The organism is Ruegeria sp. BJ5, assembly GCF_056537865.1.
Genome location: NZ_JBQFSH010000003.1, coordinates 232,911 through 258,477, shown reverse-complemented (window position 1 = coordinate 258,477; position 25,567 = coordinate 232,911). Strand labels below are relative to the sequence as shown.

25 protein-coding genes are annotated in these 25,567 nt (G+C 63.4%); 12 read left to right on the top strand and 13 right to left on the bottom strand.

Translation table 11 applies throughout. The features are described 5' to 3' along the window. Positions 1-32: 32 nt before the first annotated feature. Positions 33-728, bottom strand: a complete 696-nt coding sequence (locus ACR0NY_RS11955; RefSeq protein WP_170369106.1) for a type 1 glutamine amidotransferase domain-containing protein — start codon at positions 726-728, stop codon at positions 33-35. A 133-nt stretch (positions 729-861) separates the two neighbouring features. Between ACR0NY_RS11955 and ACR0NY_RS11950 the strand changes: the two genes are divergently transcribed. Beyond that, on the top strand, positions 862-1,749 hold the full coding sequence (locus tag ACR0NY_RS11950; protein ID WP_170369107.1) for a LysR family transcriptional regulator: 888 nt from the start codon (positions 862-864) through the stop codon (positions 1,747-1,749). Here ACR0NY_RS11950 and ACR0NY_RS11945 read toward each other — a convergent pair. Both ACR0NY_RS11945 and pnp read right to left on the bottom strand, forming a co-directional pair. Then, positions 1,746-2,477 (bottom strand): glycosyltransferase family 25 protein, encoded by a 732-nt coding sequence (locus ACR0NY_RS11945; protein ID WP_254430786.1) that lies wholly within the window; start codon positions 2,475-2,477, stop codon positions 1,746-1,748. The genes ACR0NY_RS11950 and ACR0NY_RS11945 overlap by 4 nt on opposite strands. A gap of 91 nt (positions 2,478-2,568) precedes the next feature. After that, positions 2,569-4,719 carry a polyribonucleotide nucleotidyltransferase gene (gene pnp, locus ACR0NY_RS11940; RefSeq protein WP_170341094.1) on the bottom strand — a complete coding sequence of 717 codons (2,151 nt, stop codon included), beginning with the start codon at positions 4,717-4,719 and terminating at the stop codon, positions 2,569-2,571. A 611-nt stretch (positions 4,720-5,330) separates the two neighbouring features. On the opposite strand from pnp, the gene ACR0NY_RS11935 reads away from it, so the two are divergent. Then, positions 5,331-6,932 (top strand): BCCT family transporter, encoded by a 1,602-nt coding sequence (locus ACR0NY_RS11935; protein WP_170341096.1) that lies wholly within the window; start codon positions 5,331-5,333, stop codon positions 6,930-6,932. A gap of 102 nt (positions 6,933-7,034) precedes the next feature. Here ACR0NY_RS11935 and ACR0NY_RS11930 read toward each other — a convergent pair whose 3' ends face one another. After that, positions 7,035-7,358, bottom strand: a complete 324-nt coding sequence (locus ACR0NY_RS11930; protein WP_093964136.1) for a potassium channel family protein — start codon at positions 7,356-7,358, stop codon at positions 7,035-7,037. A 117-nt stretch (positions 7,359-7,475) separates the two neighbouring features. Between ACR0NY_RS11930 and ACR0NY_RS11925 the strand changes: the two genes are divergently transcribed. Continuing rightward, positions 7,476-8,648, top strand: coding sequence for a metal-dependent hydrolase family protein (locus tag ACR0NY_RS11925; protein ID WP_254432933.1), 1,173 nt, complete (start codon positions 7,476-7,478; stop codon positions 8,646-8,648). Positions 8,649-8,872: 224 nt separating this feature from the next. Here the strand turns inward: ACR0NY_RS11925 and rpsO are convergent, their stop codons facing one another. From rpsO to rbfA, 6 genes are all read right to left on the bottom strand, one after another. Further along, the gene (gene rpsO / locus ACR0NY_RS11920) at positions 8,873-9,142 is read right to left on the bottom strand and encodes a 30S ribosomal protein S15 (RefSeq protein ID WP_005980247.1); all 270 of its coding nucleotides are present in this window, start codon (positions 9,140-9,142) and stop codon (positions 8,873-8,875) included. A 144-nt stretch (positions 9,143-9,286) separates the two neighbouring features. Next, on the bottom strand, positions 9,287-10,306 hold the full coding sequence (locus tag ACR0NY_RS11915; RefSeq protein WP_170341098.1) for a calcium-binding protein: 1,020 nt from the start codon (positions 10,304-10,306) through the stop codon (positions 9,287-9,289). A 95-nt stretch (positions 10,307-10,401) separates the two neighbouring features. After that, positions 10,402-10,911, bottom strand: a complete 510-nt coding sequence (locus ACR0NY_RS11910) for a DUF1643 domain-containing protein (RefSeq protein WP_170341100.1) — start codon at positions 10,909-10,911, stop codon at positions 10,402-10,404. A 22-nt stretch (positions 10,912-10,933) separates the two neighbouring features. Then, positions 10,934-11,839, bottom strand: a complete 906-nt coding sequence (truB, locus tag ACR0NY_RS11905; protein WP_170341101.1) for a tRNA pseudouridine(55) synthase TruB — start codon at positions 11,837-11,839, stop codon at positions 10,934-10,936. Positions 11,840-11,893: 54 nt separating this feature from the next. Further along, complete coding sequence (locus ACR0NY_RS11900) at positions 11,894-12,637, bottom strand: phosphodiester glycosidase family protein (RefSeq protein ID WP_170341102.1); 744 nt, start codon at positions 12,635-12,637, stop codon at positions 11,894-11,896. After that, positions 12,634-13,029, bottom strand: a complete 396-nt coding sequence (gene rbfA, locus ACR0NY_RS11895) for a 30S ribosome-binding factor RbfA (protein ID WP_093964142.1) — start codon at positions 13,027-13,029, stop codon at positions 12,634-12,636. Before rbfA ends, ACR0NY_RS11900 begins: the two co-directional genes overlap by 4 nt. A gap of 92 nt (positions 13,030-13,121) precedes the next feature. Here rbfA and dapB point away from each other — a divergent pair, with 92 nt between their 5' ends. Beyond that, a complete protein-coding gene (gene dapB / locus ACR0NY_RS11890) occupies positions 13,122-13,931 on the top strand; it encodes a 4-hydroxy-tetrahydrodipicolinate reductase (protein ID WP_170369108.1) in 810 nt (269 codons plus the stop codon). On the opposite strand, the gene tmpB is transcribed toward dapB, so the two are convergent. Both tmpB and tmpA read right to left on the bottom strand, forming a co-directional pair. Next, on the bottom strand, positions 13,928-14,518 hold the full coding sequence (gene tmpB / locus ACR0NY_RS11885) for a (R)-1-hydroxy-2-trimethylaminoethylphosphonate oxygenase (protein WP_170369109.1): 591 nt from the start codon (positions 14,516-14,518) through the stop codon (positions 13,928-13,930). The two genes, dapB and tmpB, sit on opposite strands and share 4 nt — an antisense overlap. After that, positions 14,515-15,651, bottom strand: a complete 1,137-nt coding sequence (gene tmpA / locus ACR0NY_RS11880; RefSeq protein WP_170369110.1) for a 2-trimethylaminoethylphosphonate dioxygenase — start codon at positions 15,649-15,651, stop codon at positions 14,515-14,517. The genes tmpB and tmpA overlap by 4 nt, the downstream gene beginning before the upstream one ends. A gap of 98 nt (positions 15,652-15,749) precedes the next feature. Here tmpA and ACR0NY_RS11875 point away from each other — a divergent pair, with 98 nt between their 5' ends. Further along, positions 15,750-16,610 (top strand): LysR family transcriptional regulator, encoded by an 861-nt coding sequence (locus tag ACR0NY_RS11875; protein ID WP_170360602.1) that lies wholly within the window; start codon positions 15,750-15,752, stop codon positions 16,608-16,610. 4 nt (positions 16,611-16,614) lie between these two features. Here ACR0NY_RS11875 and ACR0NY_RS11870 read toward each other — a convergent pair whose 3' ends face one another. Continuing rightward, complete coding sequence (locus ACR0NY_RS11870; RefSeq protein WP_170360604.1) at positions 16,615-16,797, bottom strand: DUF1674 domain-containing protein; 183 nt, start codon at positions 16,795-16,797, stop codon at positions 16,615-16,617. A gap of 88 nt (positions 16,798-16,885) precedes the next feature. Between ACR0NY_RS11870 and ACR0NY_RS11865 the strand changes: the two genes are divergently transcribed. The 7 genes from ACR0NY_RS11865 (at position 16,886) to ACR0NY_RS11835 (ending at position 25,354) form a co-directional block, all read left to right on the top strand. Then, entirely contained in the window at positions 16,886-18,145 is a 1,260-nt protein-coding gene (locus tag ACR0NY_RS11865) for an RsmB/NOP family class I SAM-dependent RNA methyltransferase (RefSeq protein ID WP_170369111.1), read from the top strand. 88 nt (positions 18,146-18,233) lie between these two features. After that, positions 18,234-19,973: a heparinase II/III family protein gene (locus ACR0NY_RS11860; RefSeq protein WP_170369112.1), complete on the top strand. Its 1,740-nt coding sequence runs from the start codon at positions 18,234-18,236 to the stop codon at positions 19,971-19,973. Between the two features lie 21 nt (positions 19,974-19,994). Then, a complete protein-coding gene (purH, locus tag ACR0NY_RS11855; protein ID WP_170369113.1) occupies positions 19,995-21,584 on the top strand; it encodes a bifunctional phosphoribosylaminoimidazolecarboxamide formyltransferase/IMP cyclohydrolase in 1,590 nt (529 codons plus the stop codon). Then, a complete protein-coding gene (gene lspA, locus ACR0NY_RS11850) occupies positions 21,584-22,060 on the top strand; it encodes a signal peptidase II (RefSeq protein WP_170342020.1) in 477 nt (158 codons plus the stop codon). The genes purH and lspA overlap by 1 nt, the downstream gene beginning before the upstream one ends. 50 nt (positions 22,061-22,110) lie before the next feature. Further along, positions 22,111-22,626 carry a DUF3035 domain-containing protein gene (locus tag ACR0NY_RS11845; protein WP_093964150.1) on the top strand — a complete coding sequence of 172 codons (516 nt, stop codon included), beginning with the start codon at positions 22,111-22,113 and terminating at the stop codon, positions 22,624-22,626. An 80-nt stretch (positions 22,627-22,706) separates the two neighbouring features. After that, a complete protein-coding gene (locus ACR0NY_RS11840; RefSeq protein WP_170369114.1) occupies positions 22,707-24,047 on the top strand; it encodes a M16 family metallopeptidase in 1,341 nt (446 codons plus the stop codon). Beyond that, a complete protein-coding gene (locus tag ACR0NY_RS11835) occupies positions 24,044-25,354 on the top strand; it encodes a M16 family metallopeptidase (RefSeq protein ID WP_170369115.1) in 1,311 nt (436 codons plus the stop codon). Before ACR0NY_RS11840 ends, ACR0NY_RS11835 begins: the two co-directional genes overlap by 4 nt. Positions 25,355-25,567 lie beyond the last annotated feature (213 nt).

Here is a 25,567-nt window from a genome sequence, read left to right as displayed (position 1 = left end):
TCATGTCCCGCCCCGTACCGCATTGAACGTCCTCAGGCCTCAAGCGCCTCAAGCACTTTCCTTGCAACCGCAGCGGACGACGCCGGGTTCTGCCCGGTAATCAGTTTGCCATCCTGCACGGCGTGAGGTTGGAACGGCTCCACCTTGCTGAACTGTGCGCCCCTGTCTTTCATCGTATCCTCGACCAGCATCGGCACGATTTCGGTCAGGCCGACGGCGTCTTCTTCTTCATTCGTGAAACCGGTGACGGTGCGCCCCTTGACCAAGGGTGACCCGTCCGCGGCCTTGGCGTTCGCGAGAACGATCGGGGCGTGACACACGGCGCTGACTGGTTTCCCGGCCGACCAGAACGACTCGATCAGATCAATCGATTTTTCATCCGACACCAGGTCCCATAGCGGCCCGTGCCCGCCGGGATAGAAGATTGCGTCATAGTCCTCGGCGTTCACCTCGGACAATTTCACCGTGTTGGCCAATGCCGCCATCGCTTCGGGATCGGCCTCGAACCGGCGAGTGTCCTCGGTCTGGCTGTCGGGTGCGCTGCTTTTGGGGTCCAGCGGCGGCTGCCCGCCTTCGGGCGAGGCCAGCGTCAGTTCCGCCCCGGCATCCTTGAACACATAGTACGGAGCGGCCAGCTCCTCAAGCCAGAACCCGGTCTTTTCTCCGGTGTCGCCCAGCTGGTCATGTGATGTCAGGACGACCAGAATTTTCTTTGCAGTCGAAGCCATGTGTTTTCTCCTAGTTCGGCCGGTTCACCCGGCCCGTGTCTTGTGTGATCGGGATATATGGCTGTTGCTGCTTGTTGATTAGTGCCGGATTTGGCAAAGCATTATTGCTGACATGAAATAATGAGGCTGCGAGATGGCGCTGTGGGATGGGCTGGAAGAATTCCTGATGGTGGTCGAGACGGGGGGCTTCACCGCTGCGGCCCGGCGGCTTGGGGTTTCGGCCAGTCATGTCTCGCGTCAGGTCGCCCGGCTTGAGGATCGTTTGGGCGTCAAGCTTTTGGCGCGTTCGACCCGCGTGGTGCGCCTGACCGACGCCGGACGCGACTATCACGCGCGGGTGGCCGGGCTTGTGGCGGGTCTGGAAGAGGCGAACCAGTCAGCGGCAGGGGATCGGGCCCAGATCGCGGGGCGCATTCGCGTGTCGGCCGCCGGTCCGTTTGCGGAACAGTTCGTGGCACCGGCATTGGCCCGGTTTGCAAGCCTGCACCCCAAGCTCTCGGTTACGATCGACTTCAATTCGCGCCTTCTGAACCTGACCGAAGAAGGCTTCGACTTTGCCATCCGCTATGGCCAGTTGACGGAGAGCGGGCTGATCGCGCGGCGGCTGGCGACCCGACGGATGGTCTGCGGTGCCGCGCGCGGCTATCTCGACCGGCACGGAAGGCCGACCCATCCGGCCGACCTGCGGCATCATCAGTGCCTGATCACCAACAATGACCGGTGGGTATTCCGCGACCCCGGCTCGGGCGACCCGATCGAGGTTCGGGTGCATGGCCGGTGGCAGGCCAACAACCCGCACGCCGTTCTTTCTGCCGCGCGGCAAGGTCTGGGGGTCATGTACGCGCCCGAGATTTTTCTGGGCGCGAAGCGCCCCCCTGAGCTGGAGCCGATACTGCAGGGGTACGAAGATCCAAGCCGCGCGAGTTGGATCGTCTATCCTGAACGGCGTCATCTGCCGCTGCGGGTGCGCCGGGCGATGGATTTCTTGGTCGAGGAACTGGGCGATGCGGTGCCCGACTAGGCGGGGCGCTGCGGATGCAGGTGCAGTTGCGCGCGATAGGCGGCGCGCTTGAACTCGCGGGTCAGCTTATCGGTCAACGGCGGTTTCGTCTGGATCGTCGAGCCGCCGATTTCACCGGCCACTTCCTGGTTGCCGCTGCCCAACAGCGCGTGGACGGGCTGGCCCGTGATCCAGTGCATCTGCAGGAACGTGTCCACCGGGCGGTCAATGCGGTCGGTGGCCGCCAGCAGACGTTCCGCCGCCTTCCGTCCCACCACCTGACAGACGCATTGCAACCCTATGACCTTGGGCAGGATCAGACGAAGGCCGTCGCGCTCAGCTAGGGTCTGGGCTGCGGTTTCGCGCTGCTTGACCGGGATGCGGATGTAGTGATCAGGGGTCGCGATCGGGCGCAATAGATCCAGTGCAGCGTTCATCCGGTCGGGATCGATGCGCAGATCATCTTCGGCGGTGATAGCCAGGTCGATCCCCTCGTCGACCATCTTGCGCCAGATCCGACGGTGGCTTTCGAAGACGCCGATCTCGGCCGGGCGCAGCGCGAAGGGATAGTGCGGGCGGTGCAGGTTGCCCGGATGCAGCGTGACCCCGGCAATCTGCGCCGGATCGCGCCCATTGACCGCTTCGATCAGCTCGGCACTGGGCAGGTCGGCGCAGAGCTGCTCGGCATTGGGGCGGCGCGCGGTGCTGGAGGACATATGGATGATGAAGGATCGCATGGTGTCGTGCATAGAACAGGGCTGCGGCCCGGGAAAGGCCCAGGGAAAACAAAAAGACCCCGGCCGGAACCGGGGTCTTGGATTTCGCAAAGGGTAGGGCGGGTTATTCCGCGCCTTCCTCTTTCTTTTCCTTCTTCTCGGGCACGATCTCTTCGCCGGTTTCCTGATCGACGCATTTCATCGACAGGCGGACCTTGCCGCGATCGTCGAAGCCCAAGAGCTTGACCTTCACTTCCTGGCCTTCCTTCAAAACGTCCGAAGGGTGGTTCAGGCGACGGTTTTCGATCTGGGACACGTGCACCAGACCGTCACGTTTGCCGAAGAAGTTTACGAAGGCGCCGAAATCGACGATCTTCACGACTTTACCGGTGTAGACCTGACCTTCTTCCGGCTCGGCCACGATCGAGTGGATCATCTCGTAGGCTTTCTTGATCGACTCACCATCGGGCGATGCAATCTTGATGATGCCGTCATCGTTGATGTCGACCTTGGCGCCGCTGGTTTCCACGATCTCGCGGATCACCTTGCCGCCCGAGCCGATCACTTCGCGGATCTTGTCGGTCGGGATCTGCATGGTCTCGATGCGCGGGGCGTGGACCGAGAACTCGGCGGTCTCGCTCAGCGCCTTGCTCATCTCGTTCAGGATGTGCAGTCGGCCGTTCTTGGCCTGAGCCAGGGCTTTCTCCATGATCTCGGGCGTGATGCCGGCGACCTTGATGTCCATCTGCAGCGAGGTGATGCCGTTTTCGGTACCCGCAACCTTGAAGTCCATGTCGCCCAGGTGGTCTTCGTCACCCAAGATGTCGGTCAGAACGGCATAGTCCCCGTCGTCTTCCAGGATCAGACCCATGGCCACACCGGCCACCGGAGCCTTGAGCGGAACGCCCGCATCCATCATCGACAGCGAACCGCCGCAGACCGATGCCATCGAGGACGAGCCGTTCGACTCGGTGATCTCGGACACCACGCGGATGGTGTAGGGGAAATCGGTCGGAGCCGGCAGAACCGCCTGCAGGGCGCGCCATGCCAGTTTGCCGTGGCCGATTTCGCGGCGACCGGGCGAACCGACGCGGCCCACTTCGCCGACCGAGTAGGGCGGGAAGTTGTAGTGCAGCAGGAAGTTCGATTTGAAGTTGCCGTGCAGCGCGTCGATGAACTGCTCGTCGTCACCAGTGCCCAGCGTCGTCACGGCCAGCGCCTGGGTTTCACCACGGGTGAACAGGGCCGAACCATGGGTCCGCGGCAGCAGGCCGGTTTCGGCCACGATCGGGCGCACGTCGGTGGTCGAACGACCGTCAATCCGCTTGCCGCCCTTCACCACGTCGCCGCGCAGGATGCTGGCTTCGAGCTTTTTCATCGCCGAACCCAGGTTCGAGTCCTCAAGCTGCTCTTCGGTCAGAGCGGCCTTGATGGCCTCGCGCGCGGCAGCGACGGCTGCGGTGCGCTCTTGCTTGTCGGTGATTGCGAATGCGGCACGCATCTGCTCTTCACCGGCAGCTTTCACGGCAGCGTACAGCTCCGAGTAGTCGGGGGCTTCGAAGGCAAAGGGCTCTTTCGCGGCGTCTTCGGCCAGCGAGATGATCAGGTCGATCACCGGCTGGATCTGTTCGTGCGCGAAGGTCACGGCGCCCAGCATCTCGGCTTCGGTCAGCTCGTAGGCTTCCGACTCCACCATCATCACGGCGTCTTTGGTGCCGGCCACAACCAGATCCAGACGCTGTTCGGGGTTCAGGCGCAGGTCCTGCATGTCGTCCACGGTCGGGTTCAGGACGTACTCGCCATCCACGAAACCAACGCGGGCACCGGCGATCGGGCCGCGGAAGGGCGCGCCCGAGATGGTCAGGGCCGCCGATGCGGCGATCATCGCCACGATGTCGGGGTCGTTGACCAGATCGTGGCTCAGTACGGTGCACATCACCAGAACTTCGTTCTTGAACCCGTCAACGAACAGCGGACGGATCGGACGGTCGATCAGGCGCGCGGTCAGCGTCTCTTTCTCGGTCGGACGGGCCTCGCGCTTGAAGAAGCCACCCGGCACCTTGCCGGCGGCATAGTATTTTTCCTGATAGTGCACGGTCAGCGGGAAAAAGTCCTGACCGGGCTTCTGTTCCCGGGCAAAGGTCACGTTGGCCATGACGCTGGTTTCGCCCAGCGTGGCAATCACGCTGCCGTCAGCCTGACGGGCAACCTTGCCGGTTTCCAGTGTGAGCGTTTCCTCGCCCCACTGCATCGATTTCTTCGTTACATCAAACATATGCGTATCCTAGATGGGAGCACTCCCGCCCCTGCGGGTCTCCCGTTTTGCGTGGCGGCCCCATTGCCGCCGACCCCAATTTATCTTCCATTCGAGTGCCGGGGTCAGGGCACAACGTCTCAGATACCGCGCGCATACATGAGATTGCGTCGGATTGAAAGGGATAAGGCCGCAGAAGGCACACGGTCCTGCATCTGCCGTGGTTCGCCTTTGCGTCAGCCGACACCGCGAACGTTCCGATGCGTAAGCCCGCATAGCATCTGGCGTGCACCCGCTCGCAAACAGGAGCATCGCTCGTCATCGAGGATATGCAGATCGGAAATCGGCGCGGCAGAGGCTGGAGAGAAACTCCGGGCTGCGACGGTGGTAGGAAAGCCGCGAAACTAATGCGACCCCGTCCTCTCGACCTCGGTCAGGCCATCGCTGGCCATGCGCAGACATATTCCCGTAGGCGAATGCATTTTGTGAAAAAGTGATTGCAGTGTAGCCTCTTACCACGGAACCCGCGGTCCAGACGACGAAAAGGCGCCAAGGGGGTAAGACTACTCACTGTCGTCCGACGGCCGAATACCTTGGCGTTTGCAATTCGCGCGAACGAAAGGGACGGCCACATGTCTCAGACCAAGAAAATGCTGGATCCGGATCCGCGGATCTATGATTTCGAAACGGAATACGAGCTGGGGCAGGACAATGTTCGCCCATTCGGGCTGGATATTCACAACCCGGTTTTTCTTATCTCAAGCATCCTGATCTTTGCCTTCGTGCTGATCGCTCTCGCCAATCAAGAGGCCGCAGCAACGTTCTTCGGTTGGCTGCGGCCGTGGCTGACCAGCACCTTCGACTGGTTCCTCGTCCTGTCCGTGGATGCAATCACGCTGTTCTGCCTGGCTCTGATCGTTCTGCCGGTCGGCAAGGTGCGCATCGGCGGCAAAGACGCCAAGCCCGATTACTCCTACGCCGGCTGGATCGCGATGATGTTCGCGGCCGGGATCGGCATCGGATTGCTGTTTTTCGGCGTGTTAGAGCCGGTCTACTACAATTTCGCCGAGGATGGCGGCGCCCGTCCTTTGGGCATCGACATCGCGGTGCCGGGCAATGAATACATTGGTGTTGTCGGTACCATCCACCACTGGGGGCTGGAGGGCTGGGCGGTCTACGCCGCCGTGGGCCTGAGCCTTGCGATCTTCAGCTACAATCTCGGTCTGCCGCTGACCCTGCGCTCGGCCTTCTACCCGTTGCTGGGCGAGCGTGTCTGGGGCTGGTGGGGCCATGCGATCGACACGCTGGCGGTGTTTGCCACCCTGTTCGGCCTGACCACATCGCTGGGGTTGGGCGCGCAACAGGTTGCCGCCGGTCTCTACGAGGTGTTCGGCATCGAACCCAGCCCAACCGTCGTCGTCCTGCTGATCATCGGCATCACGATGATCGCGCTGGGCTCAGTGCTGATGGGCATGGATGCGGGTGTGAAGCGGCTCAGCGAGATCAACATGATCATGGCCGTGGGCCTGTTCCTGTTCGTGATCGCAGTGACCGGGATCGGCACGGCGATCTCGCGCTATTTCAGCGTGATGACCGATTACGTCAGGCTGCTGCCGGCTTTGTCGAACCCGTTCGGTCGCGAAGACACCAGCTTCTTCCACGGTTGGACAACCTTCTACTGGGCCTGGTGGATCGCGTGGTCGCCTTTCGTGGGCATGTTCATCGCCCGCATCTCCAAGGGGCGCACGGTGCGTGAATTCGTGATCTGTGCGCTGCTGGCGCCCACGGCGGTCTGTGCGCTGTGGATGTCCACCTTTGGTGGCGCGGCAATCGACATGCTGAACGTCGGCGGTGCCGAGGGCGTCAAGGCCACGGTGATCGACAGCTATGCCCCCGAAGGCGCGCTGTTCGGCTTCCTGAAAGAGCTTCCGCTATACGGCATCGTGGCCCCGATCGCGCTGATTTTGATCGTGGTCTTCTTTGTCACCTCGTCCGACTCGGGGTCTCTGGTGATCGATACGATCACCGCAGGCGGCAAGATGGACGCCCCGGTGGTGCAGCGTGTGTTCTGGTGCACGCTGGAAGGCTTGGTCGCAATCGCGCTGCTGCTGGGTGGCGGCCTTGCCGCGCTGCAAGGTGCGGCGGTGTCAACTGGCATCCCGTTCACGCTGGTGGTGCTGATCATGTGCTACTGCCTGTGGTTGGCGCTGAAGTCTGAGCGCGCCAAGATCTGAGCCGCCCGCGACGGTTAATGAACGCCCGCCATTTGGCGGGCGTTTTTTCGCTTTAACCGGATCCAGTCATAGTTCCAAAGGTTTGACTTGGGTCGGAATTTATTATTCAGGATCTCGCAACAAAGCTTTCGCAAATTGAATGAACATTGCGATGAACACGCCGACCCCAACGAAAATGTAGATCACGGTGAAGACCTTGCCGATCTTGGTCGCTGGGGACAGATCGCCGAACCCGACCGTCGACAATGTGGTCGCGCTAAAATACAGCGCGTCCACCCAATGCCAGCCCTCGACGCTGCTGTAGAACAACGTGCCGGACAGAAGAATAAGCACACACAGCAGCAAACCACCCCGAAAATGGGGGTCATCCCAGGATCGGACGATCGCCTTGAGCAGACGGTAGGCATTTAGGATCAGAGCTATCATTCTATACGCCTTTGGGCAGTTTCGAGGATACGTTCAGGATGCATGTTCTCGAGTGAAATTCCGCAAATACAAATCGGATTATTCGCTAAGTTGGCGGTGTTTGACAGGAGATACTTCATGCGTATTCATCTTTTGGCCGCGCTGCTTGCCGCCACCTCGGTTTCCGCGCAGCAAGACCCGGCTCAGACCATGATTACCAATGTGGATGTATTTGATGGCGTCAACGACGGGGGCATCGAAAACGCGAATGTTCTGATCGAGGGCAACCTGATTGCGGCTGTTTCGACAAACCCGATCTCGGCCGAAGGTGCAACGGCGATCGACGGCGGTGGGCACACCCTGATCCCAGGCCTCATCGATGTGCACTGGCACACCCATTATTGCTGCAGCCCGCAAAATTCGGTTGTGACCGATGATATTCTGGGTGTGGCAATCCGTGGCGCTTTGGGGTCCGAAGGCACTCTGATGCGGGGATTCACCAGCGTCCGTGATGTTGGCGGCAATTCCTTCGCCATCAAGAAGATGATCGACGCCGGCGAAATCCCCGGTCCGCGAATCTTGCCGTCCGGTCCGCCGATCACGCAGACGGGCGGGCATTTTGACTACCGCCCTTATCAGGCGGTGCCGACAAACGAAGGCGATGCTTTGTGGTATTGGTACAGCGTTGGTCTGATGATGCAGGCAGACGGCGTCCCAGAAGTGACCAAGCGGGCCCGAGAAGTCATGCGTATGGGGGCCACGCAGCTAAAGATTTCTGGCGGGGGCGGTGTGTCGTCCACATACGACCCGCTGGACGTTCGCCAATACACAAAGGATGAAATCGAAGCCTTTGTCGAAGTGGCCGACACCTACAACACCTATGTTGCCTCTCATCTGTTCACCGACGATGCTGCGCGCATCGCGATTGAGGCCGGTGTGAAATCCATCGAACATGGCTTCCTCATGAGCCGTGAGACGATGGAAATGATACGTGAGAATGACGTGTGGCTGTCCGTGCAACCGTTACTGGATGACGAAGACGGGTTTTCCTTTGATGACCCCGTCAGCCAACAGAAGTGGATCGACGTGACCGACGGCACCGATTTCACCTACAAGACCGCAAAGGAAGTGGGGGTCAAAACCGCCTTCGGGACCGACATCCTGTTCGACCCGAAATTGGCCGAGCGGCAGGGCGCGTTTCTTGCCAAGCTGCAGCGGTGGTATTTTCCTTACGAGGTTTCGCAGATGGCCACTTCGACCAATGCCGAACTGCTGGAATTGTCCGGCCCCCGGCATCCCTATCAGCAATGACCGCTGGGCCAGATTACAGAAGGCGCTTGTGCCGATTTGATCTTTGTGGATGGCAACCCGCTAGAAGACATCGATCTGGTTGCCGACCCACACGAAAACTTCGACCTGATCATGAAAGACGGTGTGGTCTACAAGAACGCGCTGGATTGAACACCGCGCTCCTCTGACAAAAAACGCCCGCCATATGGCGGGCGTCTCGAACTTGAAAGCGGTGTATTCCGCGCTTAGCGGCGGATGCCCAGCTTTTTGATCAGGTCCTGGTAGCGCGCTTCTTCCTTGCCCTTCAGGTAGTCCAGCAGCTTGCGGCGCTGGGCGACCATCTTCAGAAGACCACGGCGGCCGTGGTTGTCTTTCTTGTGGGTCTTGAAGTGCTCGGTCAGGGTGTTGATGCGCGAGGTCAGGATAGCAACCTGGACTTCCGGCGAACCGGTGTCGCCGTCCTTGGTTGCGAATTCTTTCATGACGCGTGCTTTTTCTTCAGCAGTGATCGACATCGGGGTCTCCTTCGAAGGTTAGAGTTGATGGCGCAGGCCGGGATGTCGTCCAGCACAGGCCCATGGAGAAAACCGCACCGATTCCGATGCGGATGGGCGCGTATAGGCGCAATCGGAATAAATGGCAAAGGGATTCTGCGTATCTCAGCCCATGGGGCTGGTCAGGGTCGGGTCCAGACCCGGAGTCAGTTGAATATCCTCGGGCCCAAGACCTTGGGCGCCGAACAGATAGGCCACCTCACGCCCGTTGACCAGAACGCGCGTCAGATCGGCGTTGTCCGCGTCGTGTTCGATCCCGATATCGGGCGTGTCAGGGCCGTTCCATTCGATCAGCAGCTTGTCTTCTCCGGGGGTGAAATCCACGACGCTGACTTCCTTCCCCGTGACCGTTCCGTTGATGGCGATCTGGTCCGCTCCTTGACCGCCGGTGACGACATCTCCGGCGCCTGCCAGGATCGTGTCGTCCCCTGCGCCGCCGTTCAGAAAATCGCTGGCGGGCGTGTCGCCATCGTCCTGTCCGGACAGAGTGTCGTCGCCATCACCGCCGAACAGCGTGTCTTCCCCTGCGCCGCCGGCGAGCATGTCTTCACCGTCGCCGCCTTGCAGCGCGTCTTCGCCCTCACCACCGGCAAGGTTATCGTTGCCCTGACCGCCGTACAGATCGTCATCGCCTTCGCCACCAACCAACTGGTCGTCGCCAGCATGGCCGTACAATATGTCGTCACCGGCATTCCCCGAGAGGTCATCGTGACCGTTGCCACCGTGCAGAATATCATCGCCAGTGTTTCCGTTTAGCGTGTCATCCCCGTCCGCGCCGAACAACGTATCATCTCCGGCGCCACCATCGATAATGTCATCGCCATCATAGCCGTTGATCTGATCGTTGCCCTCGGCCCCGCTCAGAACATCCACACCCGGCCCTCCGGCGATGACCAGGTTTCCGTCCACGTCCGAGAGTATGATTCCGTGGGACGCATCCTCGGCCTCGGCTGGGTCTTCGAAAGAATCGTCAATCTCAAGCAGATTTCCTTCGGGAATGTCTTCGACGGCATCTTCCTCGATGACATCGTCGTTGTCCTCGTCCTCATCCCCCGAGAATACGTCGCTGATCGCGTATGCTGCGCCGCCCATTGCGGCCAGACCGAACAATCCGAGCAGAAACATGGGAACCCTCCGAAAGCGTGCCGCCCCGAGTGTGAAATATCCCATGCCGCCAAAGGGTTGGTCAAAGCCAACCTGAGTCTGTGGTTAACCCTTTGTCACCGGTCCCACGGTTCGGGTTGCTGGGTATACGCGATGTAGAGCGGATGCTTGGGATGGCCTGCCTTGCTGAGCCCAAGGTGGAACAGCGGCTGGCCGGTGCCGCGCAGCAGACTCTCGACCGCCGGACCGCGATCCAGATGCGCGCCATGGGTGCCCCAGGCGGCGATCACCTGATCGGCCCAGTCCACGCCGGCCAGGATAGCGGCGTCGTTTTCCGGCCCCACCGGATCGACTGCGGCACGCATCTTGCGCGGGTCGGTGTCGCGCCAGGCAAAGATGTTGGTCACCTGGAACGCCCCGAAGCCCAAAGCCCGCGCGCGCCGCTCGCAGCGCTCGACGGTCGGGTCATTCTGAACCTCGGTCGCGGTCGAGGGGTTCAGCATCACGAACAAGGCCCGGCGCCCGGCCGGCTCCCAGATGCGGGTCAGGCTGTAGCGATAGCGTTCGCAGTCGGAATAGACGGCTGTCGAGGGCGCGTCGCCCTTGGTGTGGGACCGGGTGATCATGCGCCTTCGCTTAGCACGGGACCTAGCCGGCGAACACCCGGCTGGGGTGCAACTCACCGGATTTGTAGACCCCTACCGCCACGGCCTTGCCGTCGAACGAGGCCCAGGCCTCGTCGCCGTATTCCACGTCGCTGGCCAGAACCATGCCGGGGTTGCCGTTGCGCAGGCGGGTGGCGCCTTCGGGGGTGCATTTCAACTCGGGCAGGTCGGCCAGCCCTTGTTCCAGCGGGCGCAGGTAGTCATCCAGCGCCGGGATTTTCGCCATCGCGTCGATCTGCTCGATGCTCAGCCCGTCCTCGGCCTCGAACGGGCCGGACCAGATCCGGCGCAGCTCCTTGACGTGGCCATAACAGCCCAACGCCTCACCCAGGTCGCGGGCGATCGAGCGGACATAGCCGCCCTTACCGCAGGTCATTTCCAGAACGACATGGTCGGGATCGGGCCGGTCGACCAGCACCAGTTCCTCGACCCACAGGGGGCGGGCGGCCAGTTCGACATTCTCGCCGTCGCGGGCCAGCTTGTAGGCGCGCTGGCCCTCGATCTTGACCGCCGAGAACTTGGGCGGCACCTGCATGATCTCGCCCACGAAGGGCAGCAGGGCCTGCTTGATCTCGTCGTCGGTGGGGCGCAGGTCGCTTTCCGCGATCACTTCTCCCTCGGCATCGTCGGTATTGGTGGCCTGACCCAGCCGCACGGTAAAGGTATAGGCCTTGAGCGCATCGGTGATGTAGGGAACGGTCTTGGTGGCCTCGCCCAGGGCCACGGCCAGAACGCCGGTGGCTTCGGGGTCGAGCGTGCCGGCATGGCCCGCCTTCTTGGCGTCCAGTGCCCAGCGGACCTTGTTGACCACGGCGGTCGAGGTCATGCCCGCGGGCTTGTCGACCACCAGCCAACCGGAAATGTCACGACCCTTGCGTTTGCGTCCCATGATGCACCTTGCCGTCTGCTAAGGCGCGCGACCTAGCGGATCGGTCCGGCGCTGTCAATTTGCCGGGATGTCCTCGACCACGCCGACGATCGGCCCCAGCGAGAAACCCACGTCGGACCGGTTCGCCGCCCGGTCATACATTCGCGAGATGTTGCCGTCGAAAAACAGCGCGTTGGGCGTTTTCAGCACGTCGCGGAACAGGCGGCCGAATTCATGGAAGGTGACGTAATCTTCGGAGATCACGAACACCGCGCGGCTGCCATCGACGCTGGTGCCCACCCCGTTGCGCACATAGCTCGAGGTCGAATCCTCAAGAAACCGCGGATGCAATTCTCCGTCGATCACCAGCATCGGCCCGGATTGGGTGGCAAAGCGGCAATCGGGCTTGCGATCAAGATAGTCCAGCGTCTCGAACACGTCGGCGCGGCCTTCGCGGATGCAGAACACTCCGTTGGGCAGCAGGCCGAAATTGCCGGGGCCGGCGTTGGGAATCACGCGCATGACTTCCTGCCCGTCTTGGACATAGTGGCCCACAGGCGAGCGGTCCTCGTGATACATGCCCGCATTCATCGCAAAACTCAGGCGCTGGCCCGAACCGGCCAGTTCCTCGTTCACCGACGAGAAATGGCCCAGCACCTGACCTGCGTCGTCATACAGGAACAGGCGCAGGTCCTCGGCGGTGGCGTCCACCTCGCACACGGTATAGCGCCGGTCTTCGTGGGCCACACGCTCGCACGTGACCGCACCGGCCTGTCCGGCCCAGAGCAGCGCGAGCAGAGCGGCCGCCCTGCGGATCACTCGTCCAGATCCCGGCGCACGGCGTCCTGTTCGAACATCCGGCGCGTGTCGTCCATGCGGTCGAACGTTTCGTCCAGCCGGAAGCGCAGGTCGGGGGCGAACTTCAGCCCGACCTTCTTGCCGACCATGCGGCGCAGCTCGCCCTTGTTGCGGGCCAGCAGCTCGATCACGGTGTCCTGCCCCTTGCCGCCCAGCGGCAGCACATAGGCCGTGGCGATCTTGAGGTCGGGCGAGGTACGCACTTCGCCCACAGTGATCGACAGGCGGTTCAGGTCGGGGTCGTGCACGTCGCCGCGCGCCAGCACCTCGGACAGGGTGCGGCGGATCAGTTCGCCGACGCGAAGCTGCCGTTGCGAGGGGCCGGGGCCGTCGTGGAATTTGTTCTTAGCCATGTCCCCGATCTAAGCGCAAAGCGGGGCTTTGCCAAGCGGCCCCGAACCGGGTAGGAGGCTTTGAGCCGAATTTCAGAAGAAGGACCAGCGCAATGACGCATATTCCGGGAATCGTCGTGACCGGGGCTTCGGGCCGGATGGGGCAGATGCTCATCAAGACCATCACCGACAGCGATCAGGCGCGGCTGGTCGGCGCGGTCGAGCGCACAGGCCATGACTGGATCGGTCAGGACGTGGGTACCGCGATGGGCGGCCAGCCGCTGGGCGTGACCGTCACCGACGACCCGCTCGAGGCCTTTGCCCAGGCCCAGGCGGTGATCGACTTCACCGCGCCTGAGGCGACGCTGGAGTTCGCCGCGCTGGCGGCGCAGGCGCGCTGCGTGCATGTGATCGGTACCACCGGCATGAGCAACGAACAGATCGCCGCGCTGGAACCCGCCGCGCGTCATGCGGTGATCGTGCGGGCGGGAAACATGAGCCTAGGCGTGAACCTGCTGGTGCAACTTACCAAAAAGGTCGCCGCCGCGCTGGACGAGGATTTCGACATCGAGGTGATCGAGGCCCATCACCATCACAAGGTCGATGCGCCCTCGGGGACGGCACTGATGCTGGGCGAGGCCGCGGCCGAGGGGCGGGGCGTGAACCTTGCCGATGTCTCCGACCGGGGCCGCGACGGGATCACCGGCGCCCGGCAGAGGGGCCATATTGGCTTCCACGCCGTCCGCGGTGGTGACATTGTCGGCGAACATGACGTGCTGTTCGCCGCGCCGGGCGAGCGGATCGTGCTGCGCCACGTGGCCACTGACCGGGCGATCTTTGCCCGTGGCGCGCTGAAGGCGGCGCTGTGGGGGCAGGGCAAGGCCCCCGGCCAATATGACATGGTGGATGTATTGGGGCTTTAACCCTCGCCCAGATGCCGGTCGATCATGCGCTGAACCATCGGCGCGAAATGGTCGAAGCCGGGGGTGTCCATGTCGGGCCGTTTGCCGGCCTCGTCCAGATACCGGACCTGGATGATTTCCTTCAGGTTCGGGTTGGCCTCGAATGCGGCGACTTCCTCGGCGCTCATCGGGCCGCCCTGCAATTCCAGCGTATGGACCGAGGCCGCCGACAGGCGGCTGAAATACTCGGGCCGGGTTGCACACAGGTACCGCTTGGCCGCGACATGATAGCGGCAGCAATCGGTGATGACCGAGGGAAAGAACCGCTCCAGCACCGCGGCGCCGGCATCCTCGTGATGGCGGTCCTCGGTGTCGTCGGGATGGTAGGTGCCGAATTCCGAGGTGAAATGCCCGATATCGTGCAGCAGAGCGCCCACGATGATCTCTTCGGGCATGCCGTTCTGTTCGGCGATGGTGGCGCCCTGCAGCATGTGCTGGGCCATGGTGACCGGCTCGCCCAGGTATTCCTCGCCTCCGCGCCGGTCGAAGATATCGGCGATGAAGGCCACGATGTTGTCGCGGGTCAGGGTCTGGAAATCGGGTTTCATTCCGCCGCCTCCGGTTGCGCCATCCGCATCGCGGCTAGGGTCGACAGCAGCCCGTCCTTGTCGGCATAGCATCCCTGCAGCCAGCGCGACCCGGCACCCGAATATCCCAGACGCGCATGCAGGACGCGGGTGTTGTCGACGATGAAGCTCTCGCCCGGTTCCAGCTTGAACGCCACGCCCATGGCCGGGTCGTCGATGATCTCGCCCAAACGGCGGTAGGCGGCGTAATAGGCCTCCATCCGGTCGAAGGGCACATCCACGAACGGGGCCGAAGACCGGTTATTGAAGCGGATGCCGATCAATTCGCCATCTGGCGACAGCTCGATCATCGGACGGCGCGCGCGCAGGCATACCCCGTCCGAACCGCGGTATTCGAACCGCGCGGGATAGCCGGCCAGCAGGGCAAAGCCTTCGGGGTTTTCTTCGCGCAGGCGCTGGGCCGCGCGAAAGCCGTCGACCACGATCGACTCCCCGCCCTCGGCGCTGTTTTCCAGGCAATAGAGGATCTGCAGCGTGGGCACCGGATCGCGATAGGGGTTGTCGGTATGCGCCTGCAGGCCAAGGCCGGTATAGGCCAGGTTGGTCGGGTTCACCTCGGTCCGCACCTCGAAATAGGGGCCATAGTTGGTCTCGCGCACATAGCCGAACAGGTCGGCGACCTTCAGCAGCGAACCGAGCTCGGTCGGGCCGCCGGTCAGCTTGGCAAAGCCGTATTCGGCGACCGCCGCCAGCCAGTCGCGCTTGGCGGTGGGGTTTTCGTGCACATGCGTCCAGTTGCCGGCCGGGGCCGAGAACCCGCCGTCCCAGGTGGTGATGCCGGGCGACAGCCAGCCCATCTGGCGGGTCTGGTCCCGGTCATAGACATGCGCGGCCAACCAGTTTGCGGGAAAGGTGACGGTCTTGTCTTCGGGGGCGAAGGTCACCTGCAGGTCGCCGCCCGCCACCTCGGCCGCCTGGATCGCGATCCCCGCCGGAATGTCGCCGATCGTGATCAGACGCTGGCCGTTGCCGGGGTCGCGCGTCTGCGGGTCCAGCGCATTGTCGCGCAGCCAGATGGCGTGGAAACGGGCGCGGGTGCCGTCTTCGAACTCAACCGAAACGACCGCCGGGTCATGGGTGGCGTGGCGCAGCATGGGGCTCTCCTGTTCAGCGCGGGCTTTGATTGAGGAGATACGCGGGATATGGCATTACGACAATTAAGGCTTGTTCCATCTGAGAGTTGGAAAATCTAATGAGCAAGAAAAAGGTCGGCCTGCCCCCGCTGGACTGGCTGCGCGTGTTCGAGGCGGCCGGGCGGCTGGGCGGATTTTCGGCCGCGGCGCGCGAGTTCGGCCTGACCCAGGCGGCAGTCAGCCAGCGCATCGCCAATCTGGAATCCTGGCTGGGCCGGTCCCTGTTCGTGCGCGAAGCGCGCGGCGTGTCGCTGACGGTCGAGGGCGAAAGCTATCTGCCGCTGGTGCAGGACAGCCTGCGGGCGTTGGAACGCAACACCGAGGATCTGTTCGGCACCGCCCCGCGCGCGTTGCGGGTGGCCGGGCTGTCTTCGCATATCCAAGCACTCGTGCTGCCCAGCCTGGGGGCCTTTCGAGCCCTGCGGCCCGAGGTGCAGGTCACCACGGATTCGGTGGCGCGGCGGTCCTCGCTGGAGGACGAGCGGACCTGGCTTCAGATCCGCTATGGGCGCGGCAGCTGGCCGGGGCGCACCGCCGACCTGATCGCGCCCGAGGTTCTGACCCCGATGGCGGCGCCGGGCGTCAGCTGGGGCGCGCCGGTGATCGACCTACGCGGCGAACGGCCCGGCTGGCAGGACTGGATGCAGAAGACGGGCGACACGGATCTGCCACGCACCGGTCTGAGCTTTGATTCGATGGAACACGCCCTTGGCGCGGCGCGGCAGGGGCTGGGGGTCGCCTTGGGGTCGGTCGCTCTGGCCTCGGCAGATCTGGCCTCGGGCCGTCTGATCCGGCTGGGGCGTCCCGATTTGAAAACCCGCGACGGATACTGGCTGACCTGGCCGCGAGACCGGGCGCAGTCGAAAAAGCAGCAGGCCCTGATCGGCGATTTCCTGCAGGCCCTGCGCGCGGCGGTCTGAGCGGTCAGAAATCGATCGCGATGCCCTTCTTCTCCCAATCGCCATAGCGCGCGGGATCGAGGCCGTCGCGTCCGCCCAGCTCCTTGGGCAGGGGTTTGGCCTCGGCTTCAGCCTTGCGCCGGCGCTCTTCGGCCTCGGCCAGGGCGCGCCGGGCGGCGGGCGGCAGGTCTGTGCGGTCGTCGCTCATGACATCGGGTTCCTTTCCGTGCATGGCCTTGATATACGCCCTCGTCCGCTGATGGCAATGCGGGCGAAAACCTTGCAAAGGCGGTTTCATGACCAACACCCCGACGGCGGCGCGGCGCAGCGCCATCTATCTGCTGGATCAGATCTTGGGCGAGGGGCGCCTGCTGTCCGAATGCCTGGCGGCCGGGGCGTTGGATCGCCTAGCCCCCGAAGACCGCGCGCGGGCGCAGCGCTTGACGCTGGAGACCTTGCGCGGGCTTGAACGCGCCGACCGCCTGCTGGAGGGACATCTGCGGCGCACACCGGCGCTGACCGTTCAGAACGCGCTGCGTCTGGGAACGGTCGAACTGTGTCAGGGCGAGGCTGCGCATGGCGTCGTGAACGCGATGGTCGAGATCATCGGCCGCTCGCGCAAGCACGGGCGGCTCAAGGGGCTGGTCAACGCGGTTCTGCGTAAGATCGCCGCCGAAGGCCCCGAGGCCTGGCCGAAGATGCGGGTGCCGCGCCTGCCGGACTGGCTGCGCGAGCCGCTGATCGCGGCCTGGGGCGCGGATGCGGTCAAGGGCATGGAGCAGGCCCATTTCGCCGGCGCGCCGCTGGACCTGACGCCAAAGCCCGGCGCAACGATCCCCATGGGGACCGAACTGCCGACCGGCTCGGTGCGGGTTACTGACGCGGGTCAGGTCTCGGCCCTGCCGGGCTATGCCAGCGGAGACTGGTGGGTGCAGGATGCCGCCGCCGCCCTGCCGGCGCGGATTCTGGCGCCCCGGCCCGGCGAGCGGGTTCTGGACATGTGCGCCGCGCCCGGCGGCAAGACGCTGCAACTGGCAGCGGCGGGGGCCGAGGTCACCGCGCTGGACATTTCCGAAGGCCGGCTGGCGCGGGCGCGGGAAAATCTCGAACGGACCGGGTTGTCGGCCCACGTGGTCGCCGGCGACGCGCTGGAGCATCAGGGCCAGTACGATGCGATCCTGCTGGACGCGCCCTGTTCGGCGACCGGCACCATCCGGCGTCACCCGGATCTGCCCTTTGCCAAGGACGGCTCCGAATTCGGCGGCCTGATCGCGTTGCAGGGCCGGATGCTGGCCCATGCCTGGACCTTGCTGAAACCCGGCGGACGGCTGGTCTATTGCACCTGTTCGCTGTTGCCCGACGAGGGCGAGGTGCAGATCGAAGAGGCTTTGCCGCACCATCCCGACATGCAGGTGGACCGCGCCGCGCTACAGGTACCCGGCGTTCAGCCCGACTGGCTGACCGAGGAAGGCGGGCTGCGCCTGCGTCCCGATTATTGGCCCGATCTGGGCGGCATGGATGGGTTCTACATCGCCTGCCTGAACAAATCGGCCTGACCGGTCGCTTTTCGATGACTTGACGAACCGGCCCGGCTATCGTTGGTTCAAACGCCAGCAGAGCGGCAGGGGCAGAGCAACACACGTCATGTCGAATTCGGACACCATGGCCAACCGATGGGTGCGGTTTCAGAACCGTCTCTACGCGCGCCTCAGCCAGCGCCGCAAGCCCGTCAGCGGCTTTGTCGGTCAGCCCGAGCCGCGCACCGTTGGTTCATTTGCGCGCGGGCGGCAACTGGTGGCGGGAAATCTTTTGTTTGCGGGTTATCTGGTCGAAGCTCCGGACACGGGCTTATGGGAGGTCGCGGCCCCCAACGCCGCATTCGACGATGAACGGCATGGATTTGCCTGGCTGGACGATCTGGCCGCGGTGGGTGATGCCGCGGCACGGGAAAAGGCGCAACGCTGGGTCTGGGGCTGGATCGAGACCCACGGCAAGGGGCAGGGTCCGGGCTGGGCCCCAGACCTGACCGGACGCCGCCTGATCCGCTGGATCAATCACGCGCTGTTCCTGCTGCGCGGTATGGACGAGGCCCATAGCCGGCTGTTTTTTCGGTCTCTGTCACAGCAGACCTGGTTCCTGTCCAAACGCTGGCACGCCGCGACACCGGGTCTGCCGCGGTTCGAGGCCTTGGCAGGTTTGGTTCAGGCCGGTTTGGCACTGGAGGGGATGGAAGACATCTCGGACCCGGCCGTTCGGGCCCTGGCGCGGGAATGTGAGGCCCAGATCGACGCCCAAGGTGGCATTCCCACGCGGAATCCGGAAGAATTGCTTGAGGTCTTTACCCTGCTGGCCTGGACATCCGCTGCGCTCAGCGAAGTCGGGCGCGGCACGCCCGCCGCTCAGACGACAGCAATCAAACGGATTGCCCCGACCCTGCGCAGCCTGCGTCATGCCGACGGCGGGCTGGCCCGGTTTCACGGCGGTGGCCGCGGCATAGAGGGCCGGTTGGAACAGGCGCTGGCCCAAAGCGGGGTCAAGCCCAAACCCGCCAAAGGCCTGACCATGGGCTATGCCCGTCTGGCCGCCGCCCGCACCACGGTGATCATCGACGCAGCACCCCCGGCCAAAGGGGCGGCCTCGTACATGGCGCACGCCTCGACACTGGCTTTCGAGCTGACCTCGGGGCGGCGGCCATTGATCGTCAACTGCGGTTCGGGCGAAAGCTTCGGGTTGGAGTGGCGCCGGGCAGGGCGGGCCACGCCTTCGCACTCGACCCTTTGCCTGGATGGATACTCCAGCGCCCGGTTGGCTGCTCCGACCAAGGGAACCGCGAACGAAGCAATGGTGGACGCCCCGAGCGAGGTACCGGTGGAGTTCGAGGATTCGTTCGAAGGCGCGCGCGTGATGGCGGGCCATGATGGGTACGCCAAGGTGTTCGGACTTACCCATGCCCGTACGATCGAGCTGCGCTTTGACGGGCGCGAGGTAACTGGTGAAGACATCCTTTTGACGGCAACCGACAAGGCAAAACGCCAGTTTGACCGGGCGGTGGACGCATCCAAGCTGTCAGGGATCGGTTTTGACATCCGGTTTCACCTTCATCCGGATGTGGACGCCGCGCTGGATCTGGGCGGGTCTGCGGTGTCGATGGCGCTCAAAAGCGGCGAGATCTGGGTTTTCCGCCATGACGGCGCCGGAAAATTGTCTCTTGAGCCAAGCGTTTACCTGGAAAAAGGCCGTCTGAAGCCCCGCGCGACAAAACAGATCGTTCTCTCCGGCCGCGCAATCGAGTATGCGACGCGCATCCGGTGGACGCTGAGCAAGGCGCAGGATACAGCCTATGCCGTGCGCGACGTGCACCGGGACGAGCCCGATTTCGACTGAGCCAAAAGGATCTTTGGACCCATGACCGACCTTCACCCCGTGCGCCGCGCGTTGCTTTCCGTTTCCGACAAGACCGGATTGATCGATCTGGGCAAGGCCCTGGCCGACCGCGGGGTCGAGCTGCTGTCGACCGGCGGCACCGCCAAGGCGCTGCGGGATGCGGGGCTTGCGGTCAAGGATGTCAGCGAGGTCACGGGTTTCCCCGAGATGATGGATGGCCGGGTCAAGACGCTGCACCCGATGGTGCATGGTGGCCTGCTGGCGCTGCGCGACAATGACGCCCATGTGGCGGCGATGCAGGAGCATGGCATCGGCCCGATCGACCTGCTGGTGGTCAATCTCTACCCGTTCGAGGAAACGGTGGCCAAGGGCGCGGGCTATGACGAATGCATCGAAAACATCGACATCGGCGGTCCCGCGATGATCCGCGCCGCGGCCAAGAACCACGCCTTTGTCAACGTGGTGGTCGATGTTGAGGATTACTCGGCCCTGCTGGATCAGCTCGAGGAAAACTACGGCAAGACGTCGCTGGGCTTCCGCCAGTGGCTGGCGCAGAAGGCCTATGCGCGCACCGGGGCCTATGACGCGGCCGTATCCAGCTGGCTGGCCGATGCGCTGGAGATCGACACCCCAAAGCGCCGCGTGTTCGCCGGCGAACTGAAACAGCCCCTGCGCTATGGCGAGAACAGCCACCAACAGGCGGCGTTCTATGTCGATGGCTCGGGCCGTCCCGGCGTCGCTACCGCCGTGCAGCATCAGGGCAAAGAACTGAGCTACAACAACATCAACGACACCGACGCCGCCTTTGAACTGGTGGCCGAGTTCGACCCGCGCGACAGCGCCGCCTGCGCCATCATCAAACATGCCAACCCTTGCGGCGTTGCAACGGGCGCCACGTTGCTCGAGGCATACAAAGCCGCGTTCGACTGCGACCGGACCTCGGCCTTCGGCGGGATCGTGGCGCTGAACCGGCCGCTGGACGCGGAAACCGCGCGCGAAATCACCGGCATCTTCACCGAGGTCGTGATCGCCCCCGGCGCCACTGACGAGGCCAAGGCGATCTTTGCCGCCAAGAAGAACCTGCGCCTGCTGACCACCGAGGCTCTGCCCGACGTGCGCGCCGGCGGCAAGACCGTGCGCCAGGTGGCCGGCGGGCTGCTGGTGCAGGACAAGGACAACGGCCATGTCGAGATGGATGACCTGAAGGTCATGACCAAGCTGGCCCCCACGCCCGAGCAGATGCGCGATCTGCTGTTTGCCTGGAAAGTGGCCAAGCACGTCAAGTCGAACGCCATCGTCTACGTCAAGAACGAGGCCACGGTGGGCGTCGGCGCCGGTCAGATGAGCCGGGTGGATTCCGCCCTGATCGCCGCCAAGAAGGCCGAGCGCATGGCTGAAAGTCTGGGCTTGCCTGAACCGCTGACCATCGGCTCGGCCGTAGCCTCGGATGCGTTCTTTCCCTTCCCCGACGGGCTGATGGAGGCCGCCGCCGCAGGCGCGACCTGCGTGATCCAGCCGGGCGGATCGATGCGCGATGACGAGGTGATCGCTGCCGCCGACGAAGCCGGTCTGGCCATGGTGTTCACCGGCATGCGGCATTTCCGTCACTGATGCGGGTCCGGGTTCTGCTCTGGGCCGGGCTGGCCGCATTTGTGATCGACCAGCTCAGCAAGTACCTGGTGGTCCACGTGTTGCGCGTGGCCGACCGGCCCGGCGGCATCGACGTACTGCCGCCGCTGCTGACCTTTCGCTACGGCGAGAACCGCGGCATCAATTTTGGCCTGTTCCAGGGCAATTCCGAAGCTGCGCGCTGGTTTCTCATCGCTATTTCGCTGGCCATCAGCATCGGCGTTTTCGTCTGGCTCTGGCGCACGGCCGCATCGCGGCGGATGCTGGTTTTCGGCGGATTGCTGATTGGCGGAGCGTTGGGGAACGTGGTTGACCGGGTGCTGTATGGATATGTTCTGGATTTCCTGAACATGTCCTGCTGTGGCATCAACAACCCGTTCGTCTTCAACCTCGCCGACGTGTTCATTTTCGCGGGTGCCCTCGGGTTGGTACTGTTCGAAGGCAAAAAGCCCTCGTGACGCGCCGGATGTTATGCGATAAAAGCGCCTGAAACAGGCTGGAGACCAAGATGCGGATGCCGCGCGCCATTATTGCTCTGACACTTGCTGCTGCGGTCGCAGGATGTTCCGATATCGGCCTGCGCCATCTCGAAGCGCCAGGACCCGGGCCGGACGAGTTTTCGGTCATGCCGGTCAAGCCGCTGACCCAGCCCAAAGATTATGCGTTCCTGCCCGCGCCGACGCCGGGTGGCGCGAACCTGACCGACCCGAACCCGAATGCTGACGCCGTGGCTGCGTTGGGTGGCAATCCCGGCGCGCTGAACCCCGGCACCGGTATTCCGTCGTCGGACGGGGCGCTGGTGACGGCTTCCAGCCGCTATGGCGTTTCCCCCAACACCCGCCAGGTTCTGGCACAGGAAGATGCGGATTTCCGCAAGCGGCAAAGCCGCTGGACGCGGTTGCGCCTGTTCAAGGTGGACCGCTATTCGCAGGTCTACAAGCGCAATGCCATCGATCCCCAAGTGCAGACCGAAGCTTTGCGCAGACAGGGCGTGGAAACACCCTCGTCGCCGCCGGATGAATAATTCTTAACTTTCCGTCATCGCTCTTGAACCCGTTCGGCGTCACCGTAGTTTGAACACCGTAACGAAACGGAGGATGCCCCATGGCTCGGGCCTTGGCGTTTTGCGCCGCTTTGATGACCGCAACCCCGGTTTTGGCTGAAACCGGGCACGAGGCCGTCACCACCTTTACTCTGGATAACGGCATGGATGTCGTCGTGGTCGAAGATCACCGCGCGCCCGTGGTTCAGCATATGGTCTGGTATCGGGCCGGATCAGCGGACGAACCGATCGGGTCGTCAGGTGTGGCGCATTTCCTCGAACATCTTCTGTTCAAGGCCACCGATACGATGGAAGCGGGCGAGCTTTCGGCCACCGTTGCGGCCAATGGGGGCAACGACAACGCCTTCACCTCGTATGACTACACGGCCTATTTCCAGCGCGTGGCCGCCGACCGGCTGGAGTTGATGATGAAGATGGAGGCCGACCGGATGCGCAACATCCGGCTGACCGAGAGCGACATCGCAACCGAGCGCGACGTTATCCTGGAGGAACGCAACCAGCGTACCGAGAACAACCCCCGTGCCCTGTTCGGCGAACAGATGAGCGCGGCGCAGTATCTCAACCACCGCTACGGCGTTCCGGTGATCGGCTGGAAGCACGAGATGGAGACATTGGACATGAAGGACGCCCTGTCCTTCTACCAGACCTATTACGCGCCCAACAATGCGATCCTCGTGGTGACCGGCGATGTGGACCCGGACGAGGTCAAAGCCTTGGCCGACACCTATTATGGCGTGATCCCCGCCAACCCGGACCTGCCTGAACGGGTCCGATCGCAGGAACCGCCGCAGACCGCCGAGCGGCGTCTGACCTTCAAGGATGCGCGGGTGTCGCAACCATATGTTCAGCGCAGCTACCTCGCGCCCGAGCGTGATGCCGGTGCGCAGGAAAAGGCTGCGGCGTTGTTTCTGCTGGCCGAGCTTCTGGGCGGCAGCACCACATCCTACCTGAACGAAAAACTGCAGCTTGAGCAGCAGCTGGCTGTCTATGCCGGGGCGTTTTACCGTGGGGTGTCGCTGGATGACACGACCTTTGATCTGATCGTTGTTCCGGCCGAAGGCGTGTCGCTGCAAGAGGCCGAGGATGCGATGGATCAGGCGGTGGCCGATTTCATCGCCGAAGGCGTCAACCCAGAGGATCTGGACCGGATCAAGATGCAGCTGCGCGCCGCACAGGTCTATGCCCGAGACAACGTCGATGGAATCGGCAACCGCTATGGCCGGGCGCTGACCAGCGGACTGACGGTCGAGGACGTACAGGCCTGGCCCGACATCCTCCAGGCCGTCACCGGCGACGAAATCATTGCCGCCGCGCGCGAGGTGCTTCAGCCCGAAGCGTCGGTCACCGGCTGGCTGATGCGTGATGACGAGGTGACCCAATGATCCGTTTCCTTGCCCCTTTGATCGCCCTGCTGATCGCGCTACCTGCCTGGGCCGAGATCAAGATTCAGGAGGTCACTTCGCCCGGCGGCATCCGGGCCTGGCTGGTCGAGGACCACTCGATCCCCTTCACTGCGCTGGAGCTGCGGTTCCGCGGGGGCACGTCACTGGACGATCCCGACAAACGCGGCGCGGTCTATCTGATGAGCGGCCTCCTCGAAGAAGGCGCGGGCGACATGGATTCCCGCACCTACGCGCGGGCGCTGGAATCCCTGGCGGCGTCGATCGGATACAGGGCCACCGATGACAGTGTTGCGATCTCGGCCCAGTTCCTGACTGAAAACCGGGACGACGCCGTTGACCTGCTGCGCACCACCATCCAGCAGCCGCGCTTTGATCAGGACGCGATCGACAGGGTTCGGGCGCAGGTCCTGTCCGGGCTGCGCTCGGAACAGACCGACCCCAATGACATCGCGGGTGAGACATTCGCCAAAATGGCCTATGGCGATCATCCGTATGGATCCAACGGCAAAGGCTCGATCGACAGCGTATCGGCCCTGACGCGGGACGACATCATCGACGCATACAAAGGCGTCTTCGCCAAGGACCGGCTGTATGTGGGCGCGGTGGGCGACATCACACCCGAAGAGTTGGGCGCGTTGCTGGACAATCTGTTGTCGGACCTTCCCGAAACGGGCAAACCGATTCCCGGGAATGCAGAGGTAACGATCCCCGGCGGCGTCACGGTGGTCGAGTTCGACACGCCGCAATCGGTGGCGCTGTTCGGCCAGAAGGGCATCGACCGCGACGATCCGGATTTCTTTGCGGCCTACATCCTGAACCACATCCTCGGCGGCGGCGGCTTTGAAAGCCGCCTGATGCAGGAAGTCCGCGAAAAACGCGGCCTGACCTATGGCGTCGGGACCTATCTGGTGCCCAAGGATCTGGCCTCGGTCTATCTGGGGTCGGTATCCTCGGCCAATGACCGGATCGGGCAGGCTATCGAGGTAATTCGCGACGAATGGCGGCGCGCCGCGACCGAAGGCGTAACCCAGAAAGAGCTGGACGATGCCAAGACCTATCTGACCGGCGCCTATCCGTTACGCTTTGACGGCAATGCCCAGATCGCGGGCATCATGGTGGGCATGCAGATGGAAGATCTACCGATCGACTACATCGCGACCCGAAACGACAAGGTGAACGCGGTGACGCTGGACGACGTGAACCGCGTCGCGGCCGAGCTGCTGGACCCGGACGGGCTGCATTTCGTGGTTGTAGGCAAACCCGAGGGGCTTGAGACCACGAACTGACGCGGAGGGCCGGCAGTCGGCAGGGCTTTTGCAGAATTCCAGACGAGCGGTCATTCAGCGCCGCTCGCCCTGGGCCCCCGTGATCCGGAAGCGTGTGCAACCTTTGGATCGTCCGCGTATCCGGCATCTGTTCCGTGAAATCTGCTTGGAGTTCACGGTCATGCGGGTCCGCCGGCGGGCTTGTTTCACTTGATGGACAGATGTCATCATGAA